Here is a 25,304-nt window from a genome sequence, read left to right on the forward strand (position 1 = left end):
CGTGACGGCCCCCGAGACGCCGACAACGATCGGCCGCTACCGCATCGAGGGTGTCCTCGGCGAAGGCGCCATGTCGATCGTCTACGCCGGCTTCGATCCCAGCATCAATCGCCACCTGGCGATCAAGTGCCTGCGCGACGAAGTGGCCCGGGACGACGCCTACCGGCGACGCTTTCTCACCGAGGCCCGTGCCGCCGGCACGTTGAACCACCCCAACATCGTCACCATCTACGACGTCGGCGAGGCCGACGGCCGCCCCTATATCGCGATGGAACGCCTGCGCGGCGACACGCTCGCCGATCGGGTCGCCAAGGAGGGCTTTCCGTCGGTCGCGGTCGTCATCGATCTGGCCGGCCAGATCGCCGCCGGACTGGACTTCGCCCACCGTCACGGCGTGATCCACCAGGACATCAAGCCCGACAACATCATCCTGGTCGAGGGCTGGACCCACGCCAAGGTCAACGATTTCGGCGTGGCGCGCCTGCCCGAGGGTGACGAGCACCATGACGGCATGGTCGCCGGCACCCCCGCCTACATGTCGCCCGAGCAATTGCGCGGCGCGGCGACCGATGGCCGCAGCGACCTGTTTTCGCTGGGCGTGCTGCTGTTCTGGCTGCTGACCGGGAACAAGCCATGGCGGGAGTCGGAGATCGACCGGCTGATGGCCGAACGCCACGACACCCCCCAGCCGCCCCTGATCCCACGCGAACCCGCCACGCCCGAGGTGCTGTTGGAGATCACCCGTAGCCTGCTGCAGACGGACGCCAACCAGCGCTACCAGCACGGCCACGAGGTGATCGATGACCTGCGGCATGCCCGGCGTGAACTCGAGCGCCTGCGGGCCGACCCGATCGCCACCCGGATCCTGCCGATGCGGGTGCGCTGGGCGGCGATCCTCGGCACCATCCTCACGGTCACCTTGCTGACCGGGCTGGCGTCGGTCTACGTCAAACAGGATCAGGCGCTGACCGGCCTGGCGCTGGATTTCGGCGCGTCACTGGGGCGCACCATCGCGCATGAAACCGCCGAGGATCTGTTGCTCAACGACGAGGTGGCCGTGCGCGCCCTGGTCGTGGACATGCGTCGCAATGACCAGATCCGCTATCTGGCCGTCGCCAACCGGGAACGACAGGTAATCGCCAGCGCCCGCGACGACGAGGTCGGCGCGCGACTGCCGACGCTGCCCGAGACCCACCGACGCCAACTCGACGACGGCATCGTCAGTCATCACGGCGCGCTGCCGGCGACGGACACGAACGAGCCCCTGCTGCTGTTCGACGTGCCCATCCGTTACCAGTCGCACCCAATCGGCACATTGCGCCTCGGGGTCGAGAGCGAACCGTTGGCCGCGGCAAACCGCACGACGCTGACGGCAATGATCACCGCCCTGCTGGCGACGCTGGTGGTGGTGCTGGGCGCGGCCTGGTGGTTGTTCCGTCGCCTGCTCGCGCCGCTCGACGTGCTGCGCGACGCGCTGATGCACGTTGCCCGTGGCGAAACCGGTCATCGCATCCGGCTGGTGCGGCGCGACGAATTCGGCCGCCTGTTCACGGCCTTCAACCTGATGAGTGAAGCGCTCTCCCGGCGCGAGGACAACCCGCCGGCCAATCAACTCAACCCGCCCACCGACACCGAGCCGACGCGCGTGATCGAGCCGGCGGATGCCGCGGGCGACGAACCGACCGAGCCAGAAGCGCCATCGAATCGTGCAGAGGCTCCCTAGCTCGGCGGCCCGCCGTCACCCGCTTGGGTCACAACTGGTCGACACGGCGCTGCAATTCGCGGGCGCGCGCCCGGTAGGTCCGGGCCGGTTCGAAGGTCGGATCGATCGCCAGCACGCGATCCCACAGGGCGATCGCCTCGCCCAGGTCCTGGTTGCGATAACGCAGGATCGCCCGCTGGTGATACTCATCGACCAGCCGTTCGCGCAGCGCGGGCACCCGGCTGGCGGCCGGCTCGATGCCCGCTTGCTCGGCCAGCGCGGCCTCGAAACGCTTGAGCGCCGCCTCGGGCCGGTCGTCGGCGAGCAGCGCCATGGCTTCGCGCTGCAGGCGCTCGGCATCGGTTGGCGCCGAGCTGCTCGCCTCCGTCACCGCGCCCCCCTTTTCGGTCACCGTCGGCTGGAACGACGGCAGCGGCGCGTCCGGCAGGGCCAGTGCCGCGGCGGTCTTCTGCGAGGGAATCGGGGCGCGGTCGAGTTGCCGACGCGCCGGCTGACCCTCCTCCGCCGAGGCGGTCGACCCGGCATCGCTCGAGCGCGGCTGCCCCGGCAGGCGCAGGGTCTCGCCGATACGCAGGTCGGAGGGGTTGGCCGAGTCGTTGTAACGGGCGAGGATCAGAAACAGCCCGGCATCGCCCAGGTGACGAGCGGCCAGGGCGCTGTAGGAATCGCCCGGGCGCACCACGTACTCATGCGACTGGCGACCGAGCACCGCCTCGGGGTCGGCGGTCAGCTGGCGCATCACGGCCCGCGCCACCATGTCGTCCGGATGGCGCTCCAGGTAGCGGGCGAGGTCCCGACGACCGCGCGCAAAGCCGCCGCGCTGGAGATCATCGAGGATAGCGTCCAGCGAGCGGCGGTCGGCCGGCGGGGCAACGGCCGATTGCTCGGCCGGTGTGGATTCGGCCGGCTTGCCCTCATCGTCAGCCAATCCCTGCAGGCGGGCATCGAGTTCGCCCAGCTGGGCGCAGCCGGCCATGACGGCCGAACCCAACAGCAGGGCGAGGGCCTGAACGAAGGCCTGAGCGAGGCGGGTTGGGGAGTTGGGTCGTCCACCGAAATTAATCATGGTTCGGTTGCCGTGATGCGAGGAAATGGATTCAGGTAATCGACAGCCGCCCCGCCAGACGACCCAGCCAGGAGGCCGGACGCCTGGAGCGCGCGAGGATCAGACCGAGGTTGTCCCCCGTCTCACCACCGCGCTCGGCCCCGAGGGCGAGTCCGTGGTGCAGGGCGTCAAACAGGTCGGGGGCACGCAGCAGGCCGGCCAGCTCCGAGCGACCCAGGGTCTCCCAGATGCCGTCACTGCATAGCGCGAAACCGTCACCGGGCCGCACGACGGCATAGCCATGCTCGACCTCGGGCGGCTCGCTGCCGCCCAGCCCCCGCAACAGCACGTGCTGGTCGGGGTCATGCGCCAGGTCGACCTCGCGGATCTCGCCGCGATCGAGCTTCAGCCGGGCCAGGCTGTGGTCCCGGGTGACGCTCAGGCAACGACGGCCGCGAAAATGGTAGAGGCGGCTGTCGCCGACATGGGCCCAATAGGCCTGTCCGTCGCGCAGCAAGAGGGTGACGACGGTCGAATGCGGCTCGGCCGCCACCCAGGCGTTACGCCGACGGATCTCGGCATGCGCGGCCTGGCAGAGGGTCTCGAGGAACAACGCCCCGGGCTGCTCGCGCCAGACCCGCTCGTCCCACAACTCGCGGGCGGCATGGATGACCCCGCCCGAGGCCAGCTCGCCGGCACCGTCACCACCCATGCCGTCGGCCAGCACCATCAGCGAGGTCGACTCGCGCGCATCATGCAGGCAGATCAGGTCATCCTGCTGCGAGGGCCGGCCGCCCCGGGCCCGCCCCCCGGCCATACCCGGGGCCTCGCGAATGTCGAACTCACCGTCCGTGTCCATGCCTGCGAGCGCTCCTGTTCGCCTGATCCGTTGCCATGCCGGCATCCCGCCGATGGTCGCGGTCGAGATCGACTCGATCGGTCCTCGGGGCAGTATAGCCCTGCCCGCAAACCGAGTCAGCCGCCTTCCTCAGTCCGCTTCCTCAGCCCTCTTCCTGGGCCTCGAGCCACTCGGTCTCGGTGGTCTCGAGCCGGGCGCCGATCTCCGCGCGCTCGGCCTGCAGGCGCGCGACCTCGACCTCCTGCTGCCCGTCGTACAACACCGGATCGGCCAGCGCCGCATCGACCTCGGCCAACTGACCGCCCAGACGCTCAACCTCGGCCTCGAGGCGATCGAGACGTTTTTGCCGCTCCTTGGCTTTCGCACGAGACGCCTTGTCGCGCGGCGCGCCCCACTTGGCGGAGGCGTTGCCCGACGACGGCGCCTGCTTGTCGGTCTTTCCCTTCGGCTTGTCGGCCGCCTGCTCGCGATCCTCGCGATTCTGGGCCCGTCGCCGCTCGGTGACCGCCTCGCGGTAGTCGTCCAGGTCGCCATCGAACGGCAGGGCGGCGCCGTCACGCACCCACCAAAAACGGTCGCAGACCAGCTCGATCAGGCTCTTGTCGTGCGAGACCACCAGGATCGCCCCCTCGAAGGTCTGCAAGGCCTCGGCGAGCGCCTCGCGCATGGCGAGATCCAGGTGGTTGGTGGGTTCGTCGAGGATCAGCAGGTTGGGTGCCTTCCACACCAGCAGCGCCAGCGCCAAGCGCGCCTTCTCGCCGCCCGAAAACGGCTCGATCGGCTCGAAGATGCGATCGCCGACGAAACCGAACCGGCCGAGGAAATCGCGCAGTTTCTGGGTTGAGCCGGTCTTGCCGGCGACGCGCTCGAGCGCGATCAGCGGCGTATCGCGCGGGTCGAGCTGATCGAGCTGGTGCTGGGTGTAGTAACCCACCTGCACGCCCGGCGCGACGAAGCGATCACCGGCCAACCAGGTCTCGCCGCCGTCGGCGATCACGCGGATCAGGGTGGTCTTGCCCGCGCCGTTGGCGCCGAGCACGCCGATGCGATCGCCGGCGCGAATCTGCAGCGAGACGTCCTCGATCAACGGCGTGCCGCCATAGCCGATGGCGACATCCTCGAGCGTGACCATCGGATCCGGGGCACGCTTGGGCGTCGGGAAGTAGAAGGAGAAATCATCGCGGTCGGCGTGACTGGCGGCGATGGTCGGCAGCCGCTCGAGCGCCTTGACCCGGCTCTGCGCGGCGCGCGCCTTGGTCGCCTTGGCGCGGAAACGATCGATGAACCCCTGCAGCCGTTCGCGCTCCTTGCTGATCTTGTCGGCCAGCGCGGCGTCCTGTGCCAGTCGCTCGGCGCGCATCGCCTCGAAATCGCTGTAGTGCCCGGTGTAGAGATTGAGCTTCTGCTTCTCGATATGGGCGATGTGCGTGCAGACGTGATCGAGAAAGTCGCGGTCGTGCGAAACCACGATCAGCGTGCCGGGGTAATTGACCAGCCAGTCGGCCAGCCAGAACACCGCGTCGAGGTCGAGGTGGTTGGTCGGCTCGTCGAGCAGCAGGATGTCGGAGGGCGCGATCAGGGCGCGCGCCAGGTTCAGCCGCATGCGCCAACCGCCGGAGAAGCTCGAGACCGGGTTGTCGATCGAGGCGGGCGCAAAACCCAGGCCATCGAGCAGCCGCGCGGCCCGCGCCCGGGCGGTAAAGCCGCCGATCATCTCGAACTCGGGGTAGATCTCCGCCATCCGCATGCCGTCGTTCTCGGCCTCGGCCTCGAGCAGGGCGGCATTCAAGCGGGCGTAGTCGCGGTCACCATCGAGGACGTAGTCGACCGCCGAGGCCTCCAGCGCGGGCGTCTCCTGTTCCACGGTCGCCATGCGCTGGCCGCCGGCCCACTCGATATCGCCCGCATCCGGCGCGATCTCGCCTTCGAACATCGCCAGCAGGCTGGACTTGCCGGTGCCGTTCTTGCCCACCAGGCCCATGCGCTGGCCCGGCAGGAGCGTGAGATCGGCATCCTCGAGCAGCAACTGTGTGCCGCGACGAAGGGAGACGGACTTCAACTGGATCATGTGGTCTCCAATCGGAATCGACGCCGTGAAAGTTGTCAGCGTCGCAAATGAGCGTGGCAAGGGGCGCCGAGGGATTGAGACCCTTCAAGCACCCCGGCATGGCAACGGAGGGCGGATTCCCCTTGTGCCTTGCCTCGCGAGCGTCCGGTGGCCGGAGCGGAGCGACAGGGACGTCGCTCCGAGGTTCGCCGCGACACGACGTCGCGTCGAACCGGCCCCGATCAGCCACCGGACGCTTGCGAGGCCGGGTGTCTCGGTATCGAGACACCCGGGCCCGAAGGGCCAAGGCGCAGGGTGCCCTTCTTTTCGCCCCTTTTCTTGGGCAAGCAAGAAAAGGGGCTCGTCCGCCCTTCGACAAGGGTGGGAAAGAACAACCCCGCGCCACCAGGCGGGCGAAACGACTCCCGCCGCCCGATTCCAGCCACCCTGAGCCTCAGGGAACAACTGGAACCCCAAAACCAAAAAGGCCGGGACCCCAAACGGGGCCCCGGCCGGGGAATTTGGTCGGAGTGGCAGGATTCGAACCTACGACCCCTACGTCCCGAACGTAGTGCTCTACCAGGCTGAGCTACACTCCGAAAGACCGTCGACGCCTGAGACGTCAGTGGTCGCGCTGGACGCTGATGTCCGCCAGGGCGGCCATCGCTCGGGAATGGTCACTGTCGGGCAGAACCCCCAGTGCCTGCTTGGCCGCATCGGCCTCACGTTCAGCGAGCGCCGAAGTATACGAGAGTGCGCCGGTCCGTTCAACTACTTCGAGCACCTCGTCGATGCGATCGGCCGACTGCGACTCGATCGCCTCGCGTATCAGCTCGGCACTCGCCCCATCCGACCGCGCCATGGCGATGATCAGGGGCAAGGTCGGCTTGCCCTCGGCAAGGTCGTCACCGACATGCTTGCCGGTCTGCGCCTCGTCGCCGCGGTAGTCGAGCACGTCGTCGATCAGCTGAAAGGCCACGCCCAGTCGATAGCCGTATTCGCCCAGCGCACGCTCGGTGGCCTCGTCGCGGTCGTCCAGCACCGCGGCCAACCGGCAGGCGGCCTCGAACAGGGTGGCGGTCTTTCGCCCGATCACGTCCATGTACAGCGCCTCGGACACCCCGGCATCGCCGATATTCATCAGCTGCATCACCTCGCCCTCGGCAATGCGGTTGGTGGCATCGGCAAGGATCGACATCACGCGCGGTCGCTCGACCTCGACCATTATCTGGAAGGCGCGCGAGTAGAGGAAATCCCCGGTGAGCACCGAGGCGGCGTTGCCGAAGCGGGCATTGGCGGTATCGCGGCCACGACGCAGGGAGGACTCGTCGACCACGTCGTCGTGCAGCAGGGTCGCGGTGTGGATGAACTCCACCACGGCGGCCAGCTGCGCCGACCCCGGCAGCTCCGCGTCCTGGCCACGCAGTGCCCGACTGGCGAGCATGTGCAGCAGGGGCCGGAAGCGCTTGCCGCCGGAATGGACGATATAGCTGCCCAGCTGGTTGATCAGGGCGACGTCCGAGCCGAGCCGATGCATGATCACGCGGTCGACGGCCTGCATGTCGTCGGCCATCAGGGCGCGGATCTCGTTCAACTGCATGCTCATCGTCTCGCTCGTTCGCTCGGTAGTGGGATGCCCGACGGGCCGCCGCCAACCTTACACCAAGCCCCCTACCGGAACCACCGAGCCGGAAGCGACCGGGCCAGGGTCTCGCGCGATGCCCGGAACGCCTGCTCGTCGGTCTCGTCGCCGGCAAAGCGCAGGCGCTCGAGGGTGGAGCGCGCATCAAGCCAGTCCGTTGGCGCCCCGCGCGCCAGCAACACCGAGCGCACCGGGCTCACCATCGGCTGCGGCAAGGCGGCCAGCACGCGACCCAACCGTTCACGCAGGGCCTGTGGATCCGCGGCCGACCGCAGTTCCCGCTGGGCGCGACGCCAGGTGCGACGGGCCCTCCACCAACGGAATCCTGTTCGAGCGAGCAGGCCCAGCAACACCAGGCCAGCGAGGCCAGCCAGCACCCAGGGCAGGGCGGCCCGGATCACGTCGAGGCGACGCTCGGCCGGTTCGGCCTGCCAACGAACCGCATGGGCCTCGCTACGGGCGTATTCGATCACAGAGCCCGGCTTGTCGGTCCTCGGATCGATATAGGGCAACTTGAGTGCCGGCAGGCGCGCCTCGCGAGTGCCGTCGCCTCCGCCCGTGACGGCCGGCAATATCGAGAATCGCACCTCCCAGGCATCGCCCAAGGGCCCCAGCGATTCGGCCCGCGTCTGGTCCGGGGACAGCCGGATCGCCGGCTCGTCGATGCGCAGCCCCGTCGGGGCGATCAGCTGCGCCCGTAGCAGTTGTTCGAGAGCCTTTTCCGACAGTCCTTCGCCGACCACCACGAAGCGCCACTCGCCCGGCTCGCCGGCGACCAGTTCACCGATCCGCATGTCGCGCAGTTCCAACGCCGGGGTGACCGGCAGGTACTCGGGCAGATGGGCGGGTAGCGGCTCGACCGCCAGCCGCCGTGCGACCGGCACCCAGGCATATTCGCTCTGGGCGCGACCGACCAGATCGAAATCGATGCGCTGGAATGCGAGCGTTACCTCGCCGCCGCGCAGCGCCTGCACGGCCCAGCGGTAGTGGCGTCGGACCACGCGCCGTCCGTCGATCTCGACGGTGTCCTGCACCGCCTCCAGCACCTGCGTATCGACCCCCTTCCCTTCCGGACGATGCACTTCCACGCCGCGCAACTGCCGGGCCGGATCGAGGATGGTCTGGGTAACCAGCACGGTCTGGCGCTGCACGGGGTCGATCGCCGCGACCTCGGTCTCGACGATTACCCCGCGCGGCAGGCGCCCGGCGCCGTCCCGGCTGACCGGCTCGGTTGTCGCCGGGAGCGGCTCGATCGGCCCCAGCTCGACCCGTTCGGCGAAGCCTGTCGCCTCGCGATCGCGATCCGGCCGCGGGATATCCGCGCTGATCGGCAGCGAGATACCCACGGCAAGCCATACTGCCAGCAGAAGGATCGAGAACCGGCGGGCGACTCGCATCACGCTCATGGCCCGGCCTCCTTCTTGTCTCCGGTCAGTCCTTGGCGAACCCCGGACTTGTAGGGCTGCTGGCGGAGCAGGCCGTCCATCGGCGGAACCGGGCGATCCTCGATACGCTCGAGCTTCTTGCGTGCGCCGCCGAGCAGGCCCTCGTCCAGCGCGAAGGCCTCGCGCTCACCCGGCGCCTGCTCGGCCACCGCGCCGCCCTGGCCGCTTCCCTCGGCCTCGAGCATCTCCTCGGCCATTTCGGCCCCATCGCTCTCGACGATCTCGCGACGCAGCATCGACTCGTAGCCCTGGAATTCCGGCGTCGGCTCGAGGGATTCCTCCTGAGCCCCGCCGCGCAACGCCTCGACCAAGTCGCGGTTGGTGCGGGCATCATCGAAGTCCGGATCGATCGCGAGCGCTGCCTCGAAGGCATCCACCGCCCCGCCATAACGCCGAGCGAGCGTGAGGGCATTGCCCAGGTTGAACAGGGCGAGCAGCCGTTGCGGATCGGTCTCGGCCAACCAGGACGCCGCCTGCAGGCGCTCGACGGCGTGCGGGTAATCGGCCCGACGAAACGCCGCCAGCCCGCTCCCCAGGCGGGCGTTGAAGCCCGCCACTCGATCGAAATCGCTCTGCGCACGGGCGAACTCACCGGCCTCGAATGCCTGCCACGCCTGGTCGAGATAGGCCTCGCGCTCCGACTCGTCGATCAGCGGGGCGGCCCCGGCAACCGTGAACACGATCGGAGCCAGCACGGCGAATAGCACCACCAGCCCGAACCGCCAGCCACGCCCCGGTCGGGTTCTCGCCCCCCACTCGAGCACCAGGTGGATGATCAACGCGACCATCGCCACCCACAGGGCCAGCACCGCCAGCGAACGATATCCCTCGACGGTCTCGGCCGAACGGGCCGGCGCGGGCAGGGCATCGATACGCTCGCGCAGGAAGGCGACGTCGTCCTGTAACACCCCGGTTCGCCGCGCCTCGCCACCGGCAAGCTCGGCCAACTCGGCGACGCGATCGAAGGCGGGAACGGAGACGATCACCTCGTTGTCGTCATTGCGGCGCGGCTGGCCCTCCTTGAACAAGGGCGTGCGCTCGCGCGCCATGCTCAGTGCGAACAGCGGAATGCCACGCTCGGCCAGCCCCTCGGCGCCCGCCAGGACGAGGCTGCCGAGCTCGCCGGCGAATTGCCGGCCGTCGGCCGAGGTCAGCCAGATCACCGCCCCACCCTCCAGCGTCGGCATCTCGGCGGCGAGGGCGAAGGCACGATCCGGACGGGCGACCAGGCGATCACCCACCAGGTCGGGCAGATGACCGGCGTAGAAGTCGAGCAGGCTGGCATCCGGCCCCGGCGGCAACATCACCCCGGCGGTGTCCACAGAGCGCAGCAGGCCCATGGGCCGCCTCGGCTGCGATTCGGCCAGCAATTCAATCAGCATCACCGCGCGCTCGATCCGGTTGGGCTCGACATCCCGGCCGGTCATGGCGGCGGTGCCATCGACCACGAACAGCAGCGGGGCACGGGCCTCCTCAGGCGACTCGCGGTCCTGCGCCAGGCGCGGATCGGCCAGGGCCAGCACAGAAAACAGCCAGAACAGCACCCACAGCAGGCGCGTGGCCAGGACGCCCCCCTTGCGGCGACGCCCGCCGGTGGTCGCGGCGGCAAAGGCCCAGTCGTGCAGCTCCGGGTCGGCGTAGGCATCCAGGCGAGCACGCCGCTGTCGACGCCAGAGCGCCAGCGCCAACGGCAGGATCAGCAGCCACAGGGCCTCCGGGCGGGCCAGCACGGGCCAGGTCTCGGCGCCGAGGAGCAGGCGCCAGAGATCGAGCAGGCTGTCGACGGATGACTCCATGGGCAACACCTTCAGGCGGCCAGCCGGACGTTGAGGAACTGGGCGGCGAGCAGTGCGGCAAGCCCCAGCGCGAGGAACCAGGCGAGCAGCGAATGGCGCTCACGGCGAGTGTCCCGGGCATCCGCCTCCGGCTCGTGGCGCTCGATCACGTCGGTCACCGAGAACAGGGCCTCGCGATCCCCGGCGGCAATCGCCTCGCCACCGGACAGTCGGGCCAGATCCTCGAGGGTCGGCTCCCCGCTCGCGGGGCCGGCATCGCCCGGGGCCAGGTTGACGGTGAACAGCTCGATGTTCTCGGCCCGCGCCAGCGTCAGCGCCTCGGCCGGGCTCATTTCGCCACCGGTATTGACCCCGTCGGTCCAGACGAGCAACTGCGGTGGCGCCTCGCCGCGCTCGCGGCGCTCGGCGATCGATTCCATCGCCACGGCCAGACCATCGCCGAGTGCGGTTGCACTGCCGTCGAGACCCGGCTCGAGCTGTTCGATCCAGAATCGCAGCGCGCCGTGATCGTCGGTCTCGGGCACCAGCGTGCCGGCCGAATCGGTCACCACCATCAGGGAAAAGCGGTCGCGCGGATGGGCGGTAATGAATGCGTCCAAGGCCTCGCGCATCACCCCCATGCGCGAGGCCGGCCGGCCCTCGGCGTCGCGGAAATCGCGGCTCGCCATGCTGGGGCTGGCGTCCACCAGCAGCACGATCGAGCGGGCCGGCTCGTCCGCCTGCAGCGACTCGCCCACCCAGACCGGGCGGGCCAGCGCGACCACCAGGCTGGTCAACGCGAGCAGGAGCAGGGCCAGCAACCACCGCTGACCGCCGCGCGGACCTCGGTCGGCCGGGTCGCGCCCCAGTGCCGGGTGGCGCAACAGGCGTGAAGGCGCGCGATCACGCACCCGACGCGCCCAGAACGGATAGATCACGGGCAGGGCGGTCAGCAGCAACAGCACCCAGGGCGAACCGAAGCCGATCATGCCGCCTCCTCCCGCCAGACGGCGCGGCGCATCGCGCGCAACCGCTTGCCGAGGGAATCACGCCATGAATCGGGGTCGGCCCCGGCGTCCCCCGACCCCTGGCCAAAGCGGGCATGATCGATCTCACGCACCCAGGCGGACCACGGCTCGGCCAGCCGCTCGCGCCACGGGGCCCGGCCGCCGTGCTGCCAGCGGCCTATCGCGCGGATCACGTCATCCTGCAAGGCACGCCGCCCGGCTGCATCAACCACATGCGCCGCTTGACGCTCCAGCCGCCACAGCGTCCACCACAAGCGCAGCTCGCTCCGATGACGCGAGAGCCACCAGCCAAACAGCAACACAAGCGCGATGACCACGCCCGCCAGCCACACCAGCGAACCCTCGTCGGCAGGCACCGGGGCGTCAGCGGCACGTTGCACCAGCCAAGGCGCGGTGTAGATGTCGACCAGTCCCTCGGGTGCCTGCTCCGGCAGGCCGCCGTCGGGATGGTGCCAGTCGCGATAGCCTTCACTCATGACGCGGCCCCCGCGGTGCGTGCCAGGGCCACCGGGGCCTCGGCCAGCCACTCGGCCGGTTCGGCCTCGGCAGGCAACGCCAGGAAGGCCGCACCCAGCGCCTCGACCGACTCGCGCCATTGTTTGAGGCGTTCCTGCTGCCGGCTGGCGAATTGCTCACGCCAGCGGCGATTGCCGGTATCCAGCCAACGCGCCCGGTTGCCCGCCTCGAACGCGACCAGGCCCAGGTCGGGCATTTCCAGCTCGACCCGGTCGGCCACCGAGACGAAGATCAGGTGATGGGCGGCGGCCAGCGGTGCCCAGTCGATGACCCGGCCGGGACCGGTGTCGGACAGGCAGTCGGAAAACACCATGACCACCGAACCGACCGGCAGGCGCTGCAACAGGCGTTGACGCAGTCCTGGCCAGTCGACCGGCTGGGCGTCCTCGCCGGTCTCGCCGGCGGCCTCGGCCAGTTCGGCGAGGCGTTGCAGGATCGCCCCCTGACCGGTGACCGGCCCGGCGGCATGATGCCCGGGGCAGAGCTGCTCGCCGATGCCGTGGATCTCGACGGCGAGATTCTGGCGCAGCGCACCGGCGGCGAAGGCGTGGGCGGCGAGCAGCGCCTGGGTGAGCTTGAGCCGCCGACGGGTGCCGAAGCGCATCGCGGCACCACAGTCGACCACCAGGTGGGCCTGGCGCTGGGCCGGCTCGCGGTGCACCCGCACCACCGGCTCGTTGGCCCGTGCCGAGATGCGCCAGTCGATGCGCGCGGCCGACTCGCCCGGCTGGTAGGCACGCAGCTGCTCGAAGTCCAGCCCCTCGCCCAACCGCCGCGCCAGCTGGTCGCCGGACAAGCGGGTGGCGGTAGGGACGCTTTCCGGCACCAGGGTGGGCAGGCGCTCGCCCCCGGCCCAGGCAACAGCGATCTCGTCGGCCGACGGGGCGACACCGGCACGCGGGCGGGAGACCTGATCGCGGGGCTGCGCCCGGTCGATCACACCCCGCAGGGCCGCGGCCGCCCGGCTGATCAGCCCCTTGGTGACCGTGGGGGTCACGGCGCCGGAATCAGCTCGAGCAGTCGGTTGATGACCGCATCGCGGGTCAGGCCGCTGACCATCGCGCGCGGGCCGAGGATGATGCGGTGGCGCAGGGCATCGGCCGCCAGCTTGATCAGGTCATCGGGGACGATGTAGTCGCGCCCCTCGAGGTAGGCGGCCGCCCGGGCGGCCTGCACCCAGGCCAGCGCGCCACGCGGCGAGGCGCCGACCAGCACCTGGTCGGCCAGTTCGGGGTCGAGCTCGCCGACCCGGCGCGTGGCGGCGACGACATCGACCACCCAGCGCTGCAGGGCCTCGTCGCAACGCACCTGGCGCACCGACTCGCGCGCGGCGAGCACCTGGTCGACCGTGATGTTCTTGGCCTCGCCCACCGGGTTGCTGCCCAGCGTGCCCTCCAGGGTGCGCTTGAGGATGGCGTACTCGTCCTCGCGCTCGGGGTAGTCGAGCGATACATGCAGCATGAAGCGGTCCATCTGCGCCTCGGGCAGCGGATAGGTGCCCGACTGCTCCAGCGGGTTCTGGGTGGCCATGACCAGGAAAAGTTCCGGCAGGTCGCGGCTGTGCCCGGCGACCGTGACCTGGCGCTCGGCCATCGCCTCGAGCAGTGCCGATTGGACCTTGGCAGGCGCCCGGTTGATCTCGTCGGCGAGCACGATCTCGTTGAACAGCGGGCCCGCCTCGAAGGTGAACTCGCGGGTCTCGGGGTGATAGATCTCGTTGCCCAGCAGATCGGCGGGCAGCAGGTCGGGCGTGAACTGGATGCGCTTGAAATTGGCGTGCACGCCCTCGGCCAGCGCCTTGATCGCGGTGGTCTTGGCCAGCCCCGGCAGGCCCTCGACCAGCAGGTGACCGCCGGTCAAGAGACCGATCAGCAGGCGGTCGACCAGCTCGGTCTGCCCGACGATGTAGTGGCCCAGGTGGGCACGGAGGTCTTGGATGGGCATCTGTTCACTCATGGGGTCACCTAGAAAAACCTGTTACGTCACCCGATTGCTGCGTCACGTACTCGCTCACTTCTCACCTATCCGGTTGATATGTCTCGTCGCTCGCTCCGCGGCTCCTTGCACTCGGGCGACTCACGACGGTTTTTCGAGATGCCCGCAGCTCGACTCGGCTTGTCCGCGGTGCGGTTTCGGTGTCGTCAATGCTGGTGGGCAGGCCGGCGAGCTTCCACTCCGGGAAGCCCGACTCCAGCCTCCGGGTCTGGAACCCCGCCTCGCGCAGGCGGGCGACCGCCTCGAAGGAAAAGGTGCAGTAAGGGCCGCGGCAGTAGGCGATCACCTCGCGCTCGGGATCGAGCTCGGCCATGCGCCGCTCGAGGTCCTTGACCGAGACGTTGATTGCCCCGGGGATGTGGCCCGCCTCGTACTCCTCTTCCGGGCGCACGTCGATCAACGTGACCAGCCCCTTGCGGCAGCGCTCGATCAGCTCCTCGGCGGAAACCGGCTCGAGCGCGTCCTTCTGGTGCAGATGGGCGTCGACCATCTGGCGCACCTCGGCGAGATGCCGCTCGCCGACCCGTCGGAACACGTCCAGCAGTTCGACCACGTCATCGGCGGCGATGGCATAGATCACCTGCTTGCCTTCGCGGCGGGCGGTCACCAGACCCGCCTGCTGCATGCGCTGCAGGTGCTGGGAGGTGTTCGCCACGGACAGGCCCGCGACCCGCGCCAGCCCATCGACCGAGCGCTCGCCCTGCGCCAGGTGCTCAAGCAGCTCCAGCCGGCGCCCGTTGGAGAGCACCTTGCCCAGCCGGGCGAACTGGTCGTTGAGCTGTTGTTTGAAGGTCACACCGATCCTCGGTTTGTGAGTCGTGAAGGTCGATTCAACCACCCTGCCGCCCAAGCCACAAGAAGCGCCCGCGAGGCGCCGCCCAAACTTGACACTCATTCTATTGAACCATTGAATGTAATACTAGGTCACGCGACCCGAGGGCGACAGACGATGCCACGTCCGTCGCGAATCCAATGGACTCTCAAAGCGGTCACGTTGATGCCCCGACGAATACGACAGGAATGAGCAAATTCGTGGATCTCACTCACGGCATTGCCGCCAACCGCGGCCAGTTCGTCCAGTTTCTGCTGCAGGTGTTCTTCGTCGGCGCGCTGGTGGGCATGACCCGCACGGTGCTGCCGGTGCTGTCCGAATCCGATTTCGGCCTGGGCGCGGGGGCCTTCACCACCCTGGCGAGCTTCGTGGTGATCTTCGGCGTGATCAAGGCCACGCTCAACCTGCTGGCCGGGCGCTTTTCCGACCGCTACGGGCGCAAGCGCGTGCTGGTCGCCGGCTGGCTGTTCGCCATCCCGGTGCCGTTCCTGCTGCTGATCGCCGACTCCTGGGGCTGGGTGCTGCTGGCCACGGTCTTCCTGGGCATCAACCAGGGGCTGGCGTGGTCGATGGCGCTCAACAGCAAGCTCGATCTCACCCACGCCCACCAGCGCGGGCTGGTCAACGGCGCCAACGAGTTCGCCGGCTACGGCGGCGTGGCGGTGGCCGGCTATTTTGCCGCGATTGCCGCCGAGCAGCTCGGGGCGCGTGAGGGCCTGTTCTGGTTCGGCCTGGTCGTGATCGTGCTCGCCCTGGCGCTGGCCATCTGGATGGCCCGCGACACGCTGCCCTGGGCGCGCGCCCAGCAGCAGGCCCAGGAACGAACCCGGGGCAACGACAAGGCCCCGCCGACCCGATCCGGCCTGGGCTTCTTCCTGCATGCCACCTGGGGCAACCGCAATCTGCTGGCGGTCAACCAGGCCGGGCTGGTGGAGAAATTCACCGACACCATCATCTGGCTGTTCGTACCCATCCTGCTGGTCGCGCGCGGTGCGGATCTGGTGACAACGGGCTTTTTGGTGGGCATCTACGGCGTGGTCTGGGGCGCCGGGCAGCTGATTACCGGGCCGGCCTCGGATCGACTGGGCCGGCGTGGCCTGATCACCTGCGGCATGTGGCTTTGCGGAGCGGGGATCATCGCGATCGTGCTGAGCCACTCGGCCTGGGCCTGGGGCCTGGCGCTGGCGGTGACCGGCGTGGGCATGGCAATGCTCTACCCGACGCTGGGGGCGGCGGTCGCCGATTATTGCGAGCCGGTCGAGCGCGCCGGCATCCTGGGCGTGTACCGCTTCTGGCGCGACTTCGGTTATGCCGTCGGCGCGCTGGCGCTGGGTCTGGTGGCGACGCTCACCGACGGCATCGAGGCGGGTTTCTGGTTCGTCGGATTGAGCATGGCGCTCTCCGGCCTGTGGGTCGCCCTGGGACTGGCACCGCGCCGGCAGGACCGCTGATCGCCAAGGCTGGCATCCTGCTTGCAACCGTGTCCCAACGAGCGCCCGTCCCGACTGGAATCCGGTTTGGGGCGGGCATATTGTCACTTTTTGACGGGACGGCCAGGCAGGCCGTAGCCATCTTGGACACAAGGAGATCACCATGCAGGTCCGCCATCGCGCCATTCTGGCCGGTCTCGCGCTCACCCTGCTTCCGGGCCTTGCCTGGCAGGCGGCCCAGCAGGCGGCTCAGGCCAGCAACGTCACCTATCGCTGGGTGAACGGCGACGGCAACCTGCAGTTCAGCGACACCCTACCCTCCGGCGCCGCCGCCAACGGCTACCAGGTGATCGACCCACACACCGGAACGGTCGTCCGCGAGGTCGCTCCGCGCAAGACGGCCGAAGAAAAGGCGCGCGAGGCCGCCGAACAGCGTGCCGCCGAGCAGGCCGCCCGCGAGGCACGGGCACAGGCCGAGCGGGATCGCGTCCTGCTGTCGCTCTACAGCAGCGAGGCGGATCTCAAGCAGGCGCGGGACCATCGTCTCGAGCGGATGGACGGCCATATTGCGCAAATGGAAAGCTCGATCGAGCGGATGCAGGCGAATATCGACGCCGGGCACGACGACCCGGCGTATGCGCGTGATCTTGAACGAATGAAACAGGCGTTGGCCGAGGCGCGCGCCAAGCGAAAAGCACTGATCGAACAGTTCAAGGCCGACCTCGACCGGTTGCGGGAACTCCAGGCCGACGGCTAGGGCGCGATGGCATCCCTGGCTCGCACCAGGCGTTGCCACCCCTCGAACGAAACGACTCAGCCGCGGATCAGCGTGCCAACCCCCTGATCGGTGAGCAGCTCGAGCAGCACCGCGTGCGGCACGCGCCCGTCGATGATCTGCACCGTCTTGACCCCGCCACGCACGGCATCGAGCGCGAAATTGATCTTGGGCAGCATGCCACCGTAGATGGTGCCGTCCTCGATCAGGGCCTCGACATCACCCGCGGTCAGGCCGGTCAGGAGCTTGCCTTGCTGGTCCAGCACCCCGGCGATATTGGTCAGCAGCAGCAACTTCTCCGCCTCCAGCACCTGGGCGACCTTGCTCGCCACCACGTCGGCGTTGATGTTGTAGGCCTCGCCGTCCTCGCCCACGCCAATCGGCGCGATCACCGGAATGACATCCGAGGCATCCAGCGTGCGCAGGATGCCCGCGTCGATGGAGGCCACCTCGCCGACGTGACCCAGATCGATGATCTCCGGCTCGTCGAACTCGGGGTTCTTGCGCGTCACCTTGAGCTTGCGCGCCCGCACCAGCCCGGCATCGCGGCCGGTCAGGCCCACCGCCCGTCCGCCGTGACGATTGATCAGGGCGACGATGTCCTTGTTGACCAGCCCGCCGAGGACCATCTGGACCACGTCCATGGTCTCGCGGTCGGTCACCCGCATCCCCTCGATGAACTCGCCCTGCTTGCCGAGCTTCTGCAGCACCTCGTTGATCTGCGGCCCGCCGCCGTGGACGATCACCGGGTTCACACCCACCTGCTTCAAGAGCACGATGTTGCGGGCGAAGGCATCCTTGAGCTCGTCGTCGACCATGGCGTTGCCGCCAAACTTGATCACCACGGTCTTGTCGAACAGGCGCTGGATGTAGGGCAGCGCCTCCATCAGCACGTCGGCCGTCAGGGCGGGGTCGAATCGGGGCATCGGTTGGATTCCTGGGTTGAAAGATGGGTGTCGGGAGCCTCTGCGCGGGTAGCTGTGCCGCTCTGCGCGGCTTGAGCCGGGCAGATGCAAGGCATCCGCTCGCCGCGGCAGGGTGATTCCCTTGCCAATAACGGTAACGCCGCAGATGCTCGGCTCAAGCCGTGCCCTTTGGGGCCCTGCGACTCACCTGTCTCGGCATTGCAATTTGTTCGTTTGGTGCAACCACTCACTCCGGCGTCTCACGTTCGCCATGAAAGACTCGCAGGGACAGAGCGGCGCTGCTAACCGTGTAGAGATGCCTTAGCCGCGGCCGGTGTGACCGAAGCCACCGGTGCCGCGCTCGCTCTCGGAAAACTCCTCGACGGCCTCGAAGGCCACCTGGACCACCGGCACCACGATCAACTGGGCGATGCGCTCGCCGATATCGATGGTGAATGCGCTGTCGCCCCGGTTCCACACCGAGACGAACAGCTGCCCCTGGTAGTCCGAGTCGATCAGGCCCACCAGGTTGCCCAGCACGATGCCGTGCTTGTGGCCCAACCCCGAGCGCGGCAGAATCATCGCCGCGAGCTCCGGGTCGTCCAGATGGATCGCCATGCCGGTCGGCACCAGCTCGGTCTGCCCGGGCGCGAGCGTCAGTGGCTCATCCAGACAGGCGCGCAGGTCGAGGCCTGCCGAGCCGCCGGTGGCGTAATCCGGGCGCGGAATCTCGTTGCCCAGCCGGGGGTCGAGCCATTTGACTTCAACTCGATGCATCGTCTCAATCCTGTGTGATCTGGTGATAGGTATCGAATATCTCGCCGGCGAGATGGCGCTTGTCGGCCTGCGCCAATTCGCGCTCACCGCCCTCCCACAAGAGCAGCAGGGCGTTGTCCGGTCGATCGAAGCCCTTGCCCGCTCCCACCTCGTTGGCACAGATCAGGTCCATGCCCTTGGCCACGCGCTTGGCCGCCGCGTACTCGCGCAAATGGTCGGTCTCGGCGGCGAACCCGATAACGAACGGCCGATCGGCACGCGATACCACACCGCGGATAATGTCCGGATTGGGCACCAGCTCGAGACTGAGGGTCTCGCCGCTTTTCTTGAGCTTCTGGCCCGCGGGGGCCGCCACACGGTAGTCGGCCACCGCCGCGGCGCCAACGAAGAGATCCATCGACTCGATCGATTCGACGGCCGCATGCATCTCGGCAGCCGTTTCCACGTCGACCCGCTTCACGCCCGAGGGCGTGGGCAGGGCCGAGGGGCCGGCGACCAGCGTCACGACCGCGCCGCGACGAGCCGCCTCGGCGGCGATGGCGAAGCCCATCCGCCCGGAGGAACGGTTGGCGATGAAGCGTACCGGGTCGATCGGCTCGCGGGTACCGCCCGCCGTGACCACCACCTGTCGCCCGGCCAGGTCCTGCCGGACGTTGGCCAGCAGGTCGTCGACGATCGCCTCCGGCTCGAGCATGCGCCCTTCGCCGGTCTCGCCGCAGGCCTGGGCTCCCGCCGCCGGCCCCAGCAAGGTCACGCCGCGGGCGAGCAGGGTGTCGCGGTTGGCCTGGGTCGCCGGATGGGCCCACATCTGGCGGTTCATGGCGGGAGCCAGGTGAACCGGGGCGCCGGTGGCGAGACAAAGGGTGGTCAGCAGATCGTCGGCCATGCCGGCGGCCAGACGCGCCATCAGGTCGGCGCTGGCCGGGGCGATCACTACGGCATCGGCCCAGCGAGCCAACGCGATATGATCCATGCCCGATTCGGCCTCGGCATCCAGCAGGGTGGTCCGCACCGGGTGACCGCTGACCGCCTGGAAGGAAAGCGGCGTGACAAATCGGGTCGCCGCCTCGGTCATCACCACGCGCACCTCGCAGCCGGCCTCGACCAGCCGACGCACCAGCACCACGGCCTTGTAGGCCGCGATGCCGCCGGACACGCCGACGAGGATGCGCTGATGGGATGATGGGGCATTCATGGGCGCAGTTTATCAGGGAAGACCGGCAGGCAGCCGATACCGCTGCTCGATCTCGCGGCCCCGGCGCGCCGTGAGGCGACGCGCCGGCGACATCCTCCGCCACCTTTCACCGAGACACGTCGAGACGGACGCATGCCAGACGACCCGAACAACAAGAGCCACAACCCGGGCAACAACCCGGGCAACACCCCGGGCAACAACTCCAGCGACACCCCGCCGCCAAAGCCGAAACGCCGCCTGCCACGCTGGGCGCGCTGGAGCCTCGAGGGCCTGGTGTTCGTCGCGGCCCTGCTGGCCGTGCAGGCCTGGATGGGACCGGACCTGCCGGAGGGCGAGATTCCCGGCATGGCGGTGGAAACCATCGGCGGCGAGGCACTGACCCTCGGCGGGCCGGCGGACGAGCCCACCGTGGTGGTGTTCTGGGCCACCTGGTGTGGTTACTGCGATCTGGAGATGCCCTGGCTGGTCGACCTGGTCGACGACCATCGCGTGATCACCGTGGCGATGCAGTCGGGCGATGCGACCACCGTGCGCGCCCACATGCGGGAGAACGATCTGGAGAAACTGCCGGTGATCAACGACCCCGACGGGCGCATTGCCGCCAGCTTGGGCGTGAACGTTACCCCCACCTTCCTGTTCTTCGACCAGACCGGGCGGGTTGCGCATTCGACCACCGGCCTGACCAGCCCCTGGGGCGTGCGCCTGCGGATGTGGTGGATGAACCGCGCCGCCGACTAAGTCAGGGAAGCTCGGTTTTTTACGCCTGATCGATGGCCGCGAGCAGATCGTCGAAGGCGGTCTGGAACTGTTCCAGCCCCTCGTCGAGCAACTGGTCCCGTACCGCGCCGTCCATGTCGATGCCCACCTCGGCCAGTTCGGCCCAGACCTCGTGATCCTCGTCGAGACGCGGCTTCAACAGCGAGGCAATCCGGCCGTGGTCGGCAAAGGCCTCGAGCGTCGCATCCGGCAGCGTGTTGATGGTGCGCGGGGCGATCAGGTTCTCGACGTACAACAGATCCGAATAGGCCGGGTTCTTGGTGCCGGTACTGGCCCAGAGCAGATACTGCGGCCAGGCACCCCCTTGCTCGAAACGGTCGAACGACTCGTCCTCGAACACCTCGCGGAAATGCTCGTAGGCCATGCCGGCCAGCGCCAGGGCTGCGCGCCCCTTGAGGGCCTCGGCACGCGCCCCGCCGATGGCATCGAGCTGCTTGTCAACCAGCGTGTCGACCCGGCTCATGAACAGGCTGGCCACCGCGCGCACCTCGGCGACCTTGCCACCGCTTTTCTCCAGCTGCTCGATGCCGCGTCGATAGGCGGCGAATACCCGTCGCACCTGATCGAGCGAGAACAGCAGGGTGACGTTGACGCTCACCCCCTGGCCGATCAGACGCTCGAAGGCCTCGATGCCCTCGACCGTCCCGGGCACCTTGATCAGCACATTGGGCCGATCGACCAGTTCACGCAGGCGATGGGCGGCGCGCACCGAGGCATCCGCGTCATGGGCGATGCCGGGCGACTCCTCCCAGGAGACCCAGCCGTCCTCGCCATGCGACTGGTCCCAGACCGGTCGCAGCAGGTCGCAGGCGCGCTGGATGTCCGTGACGACCAGGTGCTCGTAGACCGACTCGACATCCGAATACTGGCGCTTGCCCGCGGCGATGTCCTCGGTATAGAGGTCGCTGCCGACAATCGCCTTCTTGAAGATCGACGGGTTGGACGTCACCCCGCGGATGCCGTAGTCGCGGATCAGCCGCGGCAGTCCCTCGTCCGTCAACAGGGCGCGGGAAAGGTTATCCAGCCAGAGACTCTGGCCCTGCGATTCGTGGAGTTGGCTCAAGGCATGCGCGGTCATCGTCGACTCCTTCCGGTTGCTTGCGCGTGACAAGGACGAGGTACCGCGGTGGCACCTCTAACCGGAGCTTAGACGCTCCTGCGCCATCCACGCGCTCTTATCGCGGATCGAAGGGCATCGAGGTGCGCATTTCCTCGTAGAACTCGCGCGCCTCGTCGGTCTTGGCCGGCGGGGTGTGGATCATCAGCACCAGCCGCAGGTCACCGCCGGCAAAGCCACGCTTGGGGATACGCAGCTTGCGTCCGGATTGCGACCCGGCGGGCACGCTCATGTTGATGCGCTTGCCGTCGGGCAGGGTGACCGGCACCTTGGCACCCAGGGCTGCCTCCCAGGGCGTGATCGGCAGCTCCTGGATAATGTTGTTGCCATCAACCCGGTCGCGGTCCTCCTCGCGCAAGGTAAGCACCAGGTAGAGGTCCCCCGGCGAGCCGCCCATCGGGCTTGGCTGACCCTGACCGGAAAGCCGGATGCGACGTCCCGGCGTCGAGCCGGCCGGGACGTTGACCTTCAATGAGCGCGCCCCGCCGCGTCCGTCGGAGACCCGGATGGTGTGCGCGCCGCCGGTGACCAGCAAGGAAAGCGGCACCGGTGCCTCGGCCTCGACGTCCTGCCCGCGGACGCTGCGCCCCTGACCGGCACCGCCGGGGCCGCCGGGGCCGCCGAAACCGCCACCGAAGAACTGCGAGAAGAAGTCGGAAAAGCCGCCGGCCGCGAAGTCGTCGCCGCCGAAGCCACCACCAAAGCCACCGGGACCGCCCGGGCCACCGGGGCCGGCGCCGAACTCGTCGCCGTGGTGGTAGCCCGAACCGAGCGCATCGTAGCGCGCACGCTTCTGGGCATCGCCGAGTACCTCGTAGGCCTCGTTGATTTCCTTGAACTTGTCCTCGGCGCCCTCGCCCTTGTTGCGATCCGGGTGGTATTTCTGCGCAAGCTTGCGGTAGGCACGCTTGATCTCGTCCTGCGAGGCATTGCGCGCCACGCCCAGGGTTGCGTAGTAGTCGTGATATTTCACGCCTGCACTCCTCCGAGTGATGTTCTGTGTGCCGTGTAACCGGCGTCTCGAAAACCCGCCCCTTTGCCAGGACCTGGGTCAGGCTTTCGACACCCCGTGAATGAGGAAAGGCCCAATGATGAAAAGCCCGGGGCCGCCGGGCTTTTCGCGCACATCCGCCGCCGGCGGCCGGGGCGGATCAGCTCAGGACGCAATCACCGACCAATGCCGCGCTCATGCCGTTGATGTGGGTCGACCGCGGGCATTTTCAAGACCCGGACACGACAAGGCCCCGCCGGGGCGGGGCCTTGTGTCACGCGTCAATCCGGCAGGCGACTTAGCGCTGACGGGCCTTGAAGCGCGGGTTGGTCTTGTTGATGACGTAAACCTTGCCGCGACGACGAACGACTTGGCAGTCCTTGTGTCGCTTCTTGGCTGACTTGAGAGAAGACAGAATTTTCATGGACGCCCCTTTCGCTAATCCGCTCGGTTCCACACAAAGCGCGGCAATATAGCGGATCCGGAGCACAATGGCAACCACTGCCTTCGCCCAGCGACTGCTGGACACTGCAGGAGCGCCCGGTTGCAGGTATCCTCGCAGCCAGCGCAATCCCCCTGCGCAACGCAATGGCAACACAACCGGGACGCCTGAATGACAGACATCGTGATCGCCACCAACAATGACGGCAAGATGGCCGAGTTCGAGGAAATGCGCCGGGTACTGGCCGCGAGCCACCCCACCCTGGACGGACTGCGTTTCGTCTCGCAGCGTCGCTGGAACGTGTCGTCACCGCTCGAGGATGCCGACAGCTTCCGTGGCAATGCCCTGATCAAGGCGCGCCACACCGCCGTGCTCACCGGCCACCCCGCCATCGGCGACGACTCCGGGCTGGTCGTCGATGCCCTCGACGGCCAGCCGGGCATCTTTTCCTCGCGCTTTGCCGGCGAGCAGGCGAGCGATGCCGAGAACAACGAGAAACTGGTCGAGGAACTGGCCAGGCGACCGAATACCCCGCGCAGCGCGCGCTTCGTCTGCGCCCTGGCCTTCGTCCGCCACGCCGAGGACGCCGACCCGATCGTCGTCGAGGGCACCTGGGAGGGCGAGGTGCTCGATGCGCCGCGCGGCGAGCGCGGCTTCGGCTACGACCCGCTATTTTTCTCGCCGGAACACGGCCTGAGCGTCGGCGAGATGGACCCGGACGACAAACACCGGGTCAGCCATCGGGCGCGCGCCTTGAAGCAGCTGATCGAGCAGCTGGCCGCCCTCGACATCAACCCCGCGTGACCCACTCATGAGCCTGTTGCAGTTTACCGACAACCCGCCACTCTCGCTCTACGTCCACCTGCCGTGGTGCGTCGAGAAATGCCCCTACTGCGATTTCAACTCGCACGGCCTCAAGGGCCGCGAGCTGCCCGAGGACGAGTACGTCGACGCCCTGCTGCGCGATCTGGAGCCCGAGCTGCCCCTGACGTGGGGACGGCCGATCGAGACGATCTTTCTCGGCGGCGGCACCCCGAGCCTGTTCTCGCCCGAGGCGCTCGACCGGCTGATGTCCGGCCTGCGCGCACTGCTGGACCTGCGCTTCACCCGCGAGGTGACCCTGGAGGTCAATCCGGGCACCGACATGGCCTCGCGGCTGGCCGAGTATCGCGCCATCGGCTTCAACCGCGTCTCGATCGGCGTGCAGAGCTTCAATGACCGGTCGCTGGAACGGCTCGGCCGCATCCACGATCGTCGCGCCGCCTGGCGCACCATCGAGGCGGCCCACGACGCGGGCCTCGACAGCTTCAATATCGACCTGATGCATGGCCTGCCCGGCCAGACGGAGGAAGATGGGCTGGCGGACGTCGACACCGCGATCTCGCTCGAGCCGCCGCACCTGTCCTGGTACCAGCTGACCATCGAGCCCAACACCGCCTTTGCCTTCAGCCCACCGGCGCTGCCGCCGGAGGCGACCCTCGACCGGATCGGCGAGGCGGGCGCCCAACGTCTGCTCGACGCGGGCTACGATCACTACGAGATCTCCGCCTTCGCCCGGCCCGATCACGCCTGCCAGCACAACATGAATTACTGGCAGTTCGGCGACTACCTGGGTATCGGGGCCGGCGCGCACGGCAAGCTGACGATCCCGGCGGAAAACCGCATCGAACGACGCCTGCGCAGCCCGCACCCCAACCGGTATCTCGAACTCGCGGGTCAGCCCGCGAACATCGACGCCCACGACATCGGCCGCAAGGAAATCCCGTTCGAGTTCATGCTCAATGCCCTGCGGCTCACCGACGGTTTCCCGGTGGGTCTGTTCCAGGAACGCACCGGCATGCCTATCGCCGTGGTATCGAAAACCCTGCGCTCCCTGGAGGAGGATGGCCTGATCGAGTGGGACATCCAGACCATTCGGCCGACCGAGCGCGGTCTGCGTTTCCTCAACGACGTACTCGGGCGCTTCCTGCCGGACGACTGATCTCGGT

Annotated in this window: 23 protein-coding genes and 1 tRNA gene; 6 read left to right on the forward strand and 18 right to left on the reverse strand. The window is 68.3% G+C overall.

Translation table 11 applies throughout. The annotated features are described in order from the left end of the window. Position 1: 1 nt before the first annotated feature. On the forward strand, positions 2-1,723 hold the full coding sequence (locus SR882_RS00485; RefSeq protein ID WP_322521404.1) for a protein kinase domain-containing protein: 1,722 nt from the start codon (positions 2-4) through the stop codon (positions 1,721-1,723). 28 nt (positions 1,724-1,751) lie between these two features. Here the strand turns inward: SR882_RS00485 and SR882_RS00490 are convergent, their stop codons facing one another. The 12 genes from SR882_RS00490 to SR882_RS00545 all read right to left on the reverse strand — a co-directional run bounded on the left by SR882_RS00490 (position 1,752) and on the right by SR882_RS00545 (position 14,871). Next, complete coding sequence (locus SR882_RS00490; protein WP_322521405.1) at positions 1,752-2,789, reverse strand: LysM peptidoglycan-binding domain-containing protein; 1,038 nt, start codon at positions 2,787-2,789, stop codon at positions 1,752-1,754. Positions 2,790-2,820: 31 nt separating this feature from the next. Further along, positions 2,821-3,627, reverse strand: a complete 807-nt coding sequence (locus SR882_RS00495; protein WP_322521406.1) for a PP2C family protein-serine/threonine phosphatase — start codon at positions 3,625-3,627, stop codon at positions 2,821-2,823. Between the two features lie 142 nt (positions 3,628-3,769). Further along, positions 3,770-5,695: an ABC-F family ATP-binding cassette domain-containing protein gene (locus SR882_RS00500; protein WP_322521407.1), complete on the reverse strand. Its 1,926-nt coding sequence runs from the start codon at positions 5,693-5,695 to the stop codon at positions 3,770-3,772. A gap of 501 nt (positions 5,696-6,196) precedes the next feature. Beyond that, positions 6,197-6,273, reverse strand: a tRNA-Pro gene (locus SR882_RS00505). A gap of 23 nt (positions 6,274-6,296) precedes the next feature. Next, positions 6,297-7,274: a polyprenyl synthetase family protein gene (locus SR882_RS00510; protein ID WP_322522368.1), complete on the reverse strand. Its 978-nt coding sequence runs from the start codon at positions 7,272-7,274 to the stop codon at positions 6,297-6,299. Between the two features lie 71 nt (positions 7,275-7,345). Next, the gene (locus SR882_RS00515) at positions 7,346-8,722 is read right to left on the reverse strand and encodes a hypothetical protein (protein ID WP_322521408.1); all 1,377 of its coding nucleotides are present in this window, start codon (positions 8,720-8,722) and stop codon (positions 7,346-7,348) included. Beyond that, on the reverse strand, positions 8,719-10,557 hold the full coding sequence (locus SR882_RS00520) for a tetratricopeptide repeat protein (RefSeq protein WP_322521409.1): 1,839 nt from the start codon (positions 10,555-10,557) through the stop codon (positions 8,719-8,721). Before SR882_RS00520 ends, SR882_RS00515 begins: the two co-directional genes overlap by 4 nt. A gap of 11 nt (positions 10,558-10,568) precedes the next feature. Then, positions 10,569-11,525, reverse strand: coding sequence for a vWA domain-containing protein (locus tag SR882_RS00525; RefSeq protein WP_322521410.1), 957 nt, complete (start codon positions 11,523-11,525; stop codon positions 10,569-10,571). After that, a complete protein-coding gene (locus SR882_RS00530; protein ID WP_322521411.1) occupies positions 11,522-12,040 on the reverse strand; it encodes a hypothetical protein in 519 nt (172 codons plus the stop codon). The genes SR882_RS00525 and SR882_RS00530 overlap by 4 nt, the downstream gene beginning before the upstream one ends. After that, on the reverse strand, positions 12,037-13,077 hold the full coding sequence (locus SR882_RS00535) for a DUF58 domain-containing protein (RefSeq protein ID WP_322521412.1): 1,041 nt from the start codon (positions 13,075-13,077) through the stop codon (positions 12,037-12,039). Before SR882_RS00535 ends, SR882_RS00530 begins: the two co-directional genes overlap by 4 nt. Continuing rightward, entirely contained in the window at positions 13,074-14,024 is a 951-nt protein-coding gene (locus SR882_RS00540; protein ID WP_322521413.1) for an AAA family ATPase, read from the reverse strand. Before SR882_RS00540 ends, SR882_RS00535 begins: the two co-directional genes overlap by 4 nt. A gap of 73 nt (positions 14,025-14,097) precedes the next feature. Next, positions 14,098-14,871, reverse strand: coding sequence for an ArsR/SmtB family transcription factor (locus SR882_RS00545; protein ID WP_322521414.1), 774 nt, complete (start codon positions 14,869-14,871; stop codon positions 14,098-14,100). Between the two features lie 224 nt (positions 14,872-15,095). On the opposite strand from SR882_RS00545, the gene SR882_RS00550 reads away from it, so the two are divergent. Both SR882_RS00550 and SR882_RS00555 read left to right on the forward strand, forming a co-directional pair. Further along, positions 15,096-16,358: an MFS transporter gene (locus tag SR882_RS00550; protein WP_322521415.1), complete on the forward strand. Its 1,263-nt coding sequence runs from the start codon at positions 15,096-15,098 to the stop codon at positions 16,356-16,358. Between the two features lie 142 nt (positions 16,359-16,500). Beyond that, positions 16,501-17,094 carry a DUF4124 domain-containing protein gene (locus SR882_RS00555; RefSeq protein WP_322521416.1) on the forward strand — a complete coding sequence of 198 codons (594 nt, stop codon included), beginning with the start codon at positions 16,501-16,503 and terminating at the stop codon, positions 17,092-17,094. 56 nt (positions 17,095-17,150) lie between these two features. On the opposite strand, the gene argB is transcribed toward SR882_RS00555, so the two are convergent. The 3 genes from argB to coaBC form a co-directional block, all read right to left on the reverse strand. After that, positions 17,151-18,038, reverse strand: a complete 888-nt coding sequence (argB, locus tag SR882_RS00560) for an acetylglutamate kinase (protein WP_322521417.1) — start codon at positions 18,036-18,038, stop codon at positions 17,151-17,153. A 300-nt stretch (positions 18,039-18,338) separates the two neighbouring features. Next, positions 18,339-18,794 carry a dUTP diphosphatase gene (gene dut, locus SR882_RS00565; protein WP_322521418.1) on the reverse strand — a complete coding sequence of 152 codons (456 nt, stop codon included), beginning with the start codon at positions 18,792-18,794 and terminating at the stop codon, positions 18,339-18,341. Positions 18,795-18,798: 4 nt separating this feature from the next. Continuing rightward, positions 18,799-19,989, reverse strand: a complete 1,191-nt coding sequence (gene coaBC / locus SR882_RS00570) for a bifunctional phosphopantothenoylcysteine decarboxylase/phosphopantothenate--cysteine ligase CoaBC (protein ID WP_322521419.1) — start codon at positions 19,987-19,989, stop codon at positions 18,799-18,801. A 132-nt stretch (positions 19,990-20,121) separates the two neighbouring features. On the opposite strand from coaBC, the gene SR882_RS00575 reads away from it, so the two are divergent. Continuing rightward, a complete protein-coding gene (locus SR882_RS00575) occupies positions 20,122-20,727 on the forward strand; it encodes a redoxin domain-containing protein (protein WP_322521420.1) in 606 nt (201 codons plus the stop codon). A 19-nt stretch (positions 20,728-20,746) separates the two neighbouring features. Here SR882_RS00575 and tal read toward each other — a convergent pair whose 3' ends face one another. The 3 genes from tal to ykgO form a co-directional block, all read right to left on the reverse strand. Next, the gene (gene tal / locus SR882_RS00580) at positions 20,747-21,844 is read right to left on the reverse strand and encodes a transaldolase (RefSeq protein WP_322521421.1); all 1,098 of its coding nucleotides are present in this window, start codon (positions 21,842-21,844) and stop codon (positions 20,747-20,749) included. Positions 21,845-21,941: 97 nt separating this feature from the next. Continuing rightward, positions 21,942-22,856, reverse strand: a complete 915-nt coding sequence (locus tag SR882_RS00585) for a DnaJ C-terminal domain-containing protein (RefSeq protein WP_322521422.1) — start codon at positions 22,854-22,856, stop codon at positions 21,942-21,944. Positions 22,857-23,172: 316 nt separating this feature from the next. Continuing rightward, complete coding sequence (ykgO, locus tag SR882_RS00590) at positions 23,173-23,298, reverse strand: type B 50S ribosomal protein L36 (protein WP_058574874.1); 126 nt, start codon at positions 23,296-23,298, stop codon at positions 23,173-23,175. 189 nt (positions 23,299-23,487) lie between these two features. On the opposite strand from ykgO, the gene rdgB reads away from it, so the two are divergent. Then, a complete protein-coding gene (gene rdgB / locus SR882_RS00595) occupies positions 23,488-24,120 on the forward strand; it encodes an RdgB/HAM1 family non-canonical purine NTP pyrophosphatase (RefSeq protein WP_322521423.1) in 633 nt (210 codons plus the stop codon). A 13-nt stretch (positions 24,121-24,133) separates the two neighbouring features. Beyond that, positions 24,134-25,297, forward strand: coding sequence for a radical SAM family heme chaperone HemW (gene hemW / locus SR882_RS00600; protein ID WP_407653356.1), 1,164 nt, complete (start codon positions 24,134-24,136; stop codon positions 25,295-25,297). The last annotated feature ends 7 nt before the right edge of the window (positions 25,298-25,304 follow it).

Origin of the sequence: Guyparkeria halophila (assembly GCF_034479635.1) — a bacterium.
GTDB classification, from domain to species: Bacteria; Pseudomonadota; Gammaproteobacteria; order Halothiobacillales; family Halothiobacillaceae; genus Guyparkeria; species Guyparkeria halophila.

Excerpts from the sequence above, each read along its gene's own strand:
- SR882_RS00490 (WP_322521405.1), bottom strand. The coding sequence starts at position 2,789 with ATGATTAATTTCGGTGGACGACCCAACTCCCCAACCCGCCTCGCTCAG.
- SR882_RS00495 (WP_322521406.1), bottom strand. The coding sequence starts at position 3,627 with ATGGACACGGACGGTGAGTTCGACATTCGCGAGGCCCCGGGTATGGCC.
- SR882_RS00500 (WP_322521407.1), bottom strand. The coding sequence starts at position 5,695 with ATGATCCAGTTGAAGTCCGTCTCCCTTCGTCGCGGCACACAGTTGCTG.
- SR882_RS00510 (WP_322522368.1), bottom strand. The coding sequence starts at position 7,274 with ATGCAGTTGAACGAGATCCGCGCCCTGATGGCCGACGACATGCAGGCC.
- SR882_RS00515 (WP_322521408.1), bottom strand. The coding sequence starts at position 8,722 with ATGAGCGTGATGCGAGTCGCCCGCCGGTTCTCGATCCTTCTGCTGGCA.
- SR882_RS00520 (WP_322521409.1), bottom strand. The coding sequence starts at position 10,557 with ATGGAGTCATCCGTCGACAGCCTGCTCGATCTCTGGCGCCTGCTCCTC.
- SR882_RS00525 (WP_322521410.1), bottom strand. The coding sequence starts at position 11,525 with ATGATCGGCTTCGGTTCGCCCTGGGTGCTGTTGCTGCTGACCGCCCTG.
- SR882_RS00530 (WP_322521411.1), bottom strand. The coding sequence starts at position 12,040 with ATGAGTGAAGGCTATCGCGACTGGCACCATCCCGACGGCGGCCTGCCG.
- SR882_RS00540 (WP_322521413.1), bottom strand. The coding sequence starts at position 14,024 with ATGCCCATCCAAGACCTCCGTGCCCACCTGGGCCACTACATCGTCGGG.
- SR882_RS00550 (WP_322521415.1), top strand. The coding sequence starts at position 15,096 with ATGAGCAAATTCGTGGATCTCACTCACGGCATTGCCGCCAACCGCGGC.
- SR882_RS00555 (WP_322521416.1), top strand. The coding sequence starts at position 16,501 with ATGCAGGTCCGCCATCGCGCCATTCTGGCCGGTCTCGCGCTCACCCTG.
- argB (WP_322521417.1), bottom strand. The coding sequence starts at position 18,038 with ATGCCCCGATTCGACCCCGCCCTGACGGCCGACGTGCTGATGGAGGCG.
- dut (WP_322521418.1), bottom strand. The coding sequence starts at position 18,794 with ATGCATCGAGTTGAAGTCAAATGGCTCGACCCCCGGCTGGGCAACGAG.
- coaBC (WP_322521419.1), bottom strand. The coding sequence starts at position 19,989 with ATGAATGCCCCATCATCCCATCAGCGCATCCTCGTCGGCGTGTCCGGC.
- SR882_RS00575 (WP_322521420.1), top strand. The coding sequence starts at position 20,122 with ATGCCAGACGACCCGAACAACAAGAGCCACAACCCGGGCAACAACCCG.
- tal (WP_322521421.1), bottom strand. The coding sequence starts at position 21,844 with ATGACCGCGCATGCCTTGAGCCAACTCCACGAATCGCAGGGCCAGAGT.
- ykgO (WP_058574874.1), bottom strand. The coding sequence starts at position 23,298 with ATGAAAATTCTGTCTTCTCTCAAGTCAGCCAAGAAGCGACACAAGGAC.
- rdgB (WP_322521423.1), top strand. The coding sequence starts at position 23,488 with ATGACAGACATCGTGATCGCCACCAACAATGACGGCAAGATGGCCGAG.